The organism is Nocardia sp. NPDC058497, from assembly GCF_042720195.1.
Taxonomy (GTDB): domain Bacteria; phylum Actinomycetota; class Actinomycetes; order Mycobacteriales; family Mycobacteriaceae; genus Nocardia.
Map to the genome: position 1 here is coordinate 1 of NZ_JBHXMY010000179.1, position 2,587 is coordinate 2,587.

The 2,587-nt window shown below is 70.1% G+C and carries 1 protein-coding gene; it reads right to left on the reverse strand.

What is annotated here, in order from left to right:
• On the reverse strand, positions 1–2,587 hold a 2,587-nt coding region (locus ACFWPJ_RS14630), incomplete at both ends, for an amino acid adenylation domain-containing protein (protein ID WP_378851259.1).

Genomic DNA, 2,587 nt, shown 5'->3' on the forward strand with positions numbered 1-2,587 from the left:
GACCAGCGAGTTGCCGCCGAGGGCGAAGAAGTCGTCGTCGACGCCGACGCGCTCGGCGCCGAGCAGGTCGGCGAAGATCTCGGCCACGATCTCCTCGATCGGGGTCGAGGGCGCGCGGAACACCTTGGCCTCGAACACCGGCGCCGGCAGCGCCTTACGGTCGAGCTTGCCGGAGGCGTTGAGCGGGAACTCGTCGAGCACGACCAGCGCCGCGGGCACCATGTAGCCGGGCAGCTCGGCGGTGATCCCCGCCTTCACCGCGGCGATGTCGATGCTCGAATCCGCTTCGGGCACCACGTAACCGACGAGCTGGTCACCGGCGTGCGCGTCGGTGCGCACGACGACGACCGACTGCGCGACGCCCGGCTGGGCCAGCAGGGTCGCCTCGATTTCGCCGAGCTCGATGCGCAGACCGCGCAGCTTCACCTGGAAGTCGGTGCGGCCCAGGTAGTTCAGTTCACCGTCGCGGGTCCAGGTGACGAGGTCACCGGTGCGGTACATGCGCGAACCGGCCGCGCCGTACGGGTTGGCGACGAAACGGTCGGCGGTCAGATCGGAGCGGTTGAGGTAGCCGACGGCGAGCTGATCGCCCGCCAGATACAGCTCACCCGCGACACCGGGGGCCACCGGGTGCAGACGCGAATCCAGCACGAACACCCTGGTGTTCCACACCGGACGGCCGATCGGCACCGACTCCACGTCGGCGTCGACGACCTCGTGATAGGTGACGTCGACCGCGGCCTCGGTGGGGCCGTACAGGTTGTGCAGGCGCGCGCCGGTGAGCTCGCGCAGGCGCTGCGCGGTGGGCGCGGGCAGCGCCTCACCGGAGGCGAACACCTGCCGCAGCCGGACCGCGTCGCCGTTGCCGTTGCTGCCAAGGGTGGACACGAACACCGACAGCATCGACGGCACGAAATGCGCTGTCGTGATGCCGCGTTCGGTGATGATCTGGGCCAGGTACACCGGGTCGCGGTGGCCGTCGGGCTTGGCGACGACCAGGCGCGCGCCGGTCTGCAAGGGCCAGAAGAACTCCCACACCGACACGTCGAAGGTGGCCGGGGTCTTCTGCAGCACCGCGTCGGCGGCGTCGATCGGGTACTCGTGCTGCATCCACAGCAGGCGGTTGACGATCGCGGCGTGGTCGACCGCGACGCCCTTGGGGCGACCGGTCGAACCCGACGTGAAGATCACGTAGGCGGTATTGGACGCCCGCAGCGGGCGGGTGCGCTCGGCATCGGTGATCGGCGCTGCGCTGAAATCGGCGGGCAGCTCGATGTTCTCGACCGCGAGCACGGTGACGCCCTCGGCCTCGAACGCGTCGCGGCGGCTGGTGAGCACCAGCCGCGGCTGCGCGGTCTCGATGATGTGGCCGATACGGTCGGCGGGCTGGTCCGGGTCGAGCGGGACGTACGCCGCACCGGTCTGCAGCACCGCGTACATGGCGACGACGAGCTCGGTGGAGCGCCGGATCGCCAGTGCCACATGGTCACCGGGGCCGACGCCGGAGCCGATCAGGCTGCGGGCGATGCGGTTGGCCCGCTCCTGCAGCTCGCGGTAGGACAGCGACTCGTTCTCGAAGACCAGCGCGACCGCGTCCGGGGTCCGCTCGACCTGCGCGTCGAACAGCGAGACCAGGGTGCCGGCGGGCACCTCGCGCGCGGTGTCGTTCCAGTCGACGAGGACCTGCGCGTGCTCCTCGGGCGCCAGCAGATCGATGTCACCGACGGACACCTCGGGATCGGCGACGATCGCGGCGAAGATGTTGTCGAGCCTGCGCGCGAACGCGGCGACCGTCGACTCCTCGAAAAGATCCAGCGCGTAGGAGAATTCGGCCGACATGCCGCCGGCTTCCCCGTCGGTGTCCTGCACCTCGGTCAGGGTCAGCTGCAGGTCGAACTTGGCCAGCTGGGAGTCGTAGTCGATGCCGCTGACCGACAGGCCGGGCAGCTGCAGCGAGGCCTGCTTGTTGTTCTGGAACGACAGCATCACCTGGAACAGCGGGTGACGCGCCTGCGAGCGCGGCGGGTTGAGCACCTCGACGAGCCGCTCGAACGGCACGTCGGCGTGCGCGAACGCCTGCAGGTCGGTCTCGCGGGCCTGGTCGAGCAGGGCGGCGAACGGGGTCGCGCCATCGACCTGGGAGCGCAGCACCAGGGTGTTGACGAACATGCCGACCAGGTCGTCGAGGGCCTGGTCACCACGACCGGCCACCGGGGTGCCGATGGCGATGTCGCTGGTGCCGCCGGCGCGGGCGAGCAGCACGGCCAGCGCGCTGTGCATGACCATGAACAGCGAGGCGTTGTAGCGGCGGCCCAGTTCGACCAGGGCGCGCTGGGTGTCGCCGGAGATGACGAAGCTGTAGGTGCCACCGCGATAGGTGGCGACCGGCGGACGGGGGTGGTCGGCCGGGAGCACCAGCTCGTCGGGCAGATCGGCGAGTTCGCGGGTCCAGTAGTCGATCTCGGAGGAGATCATCGACAGCGGATCGTCCGCCGCACCCAGGTACCCACCCATCCCCAGCGCGGAAAAGGCGGACAGGAACGGCCAATCGGCCCAGAGCGCCGCGCCCCACACAGAGCGCGCGCCG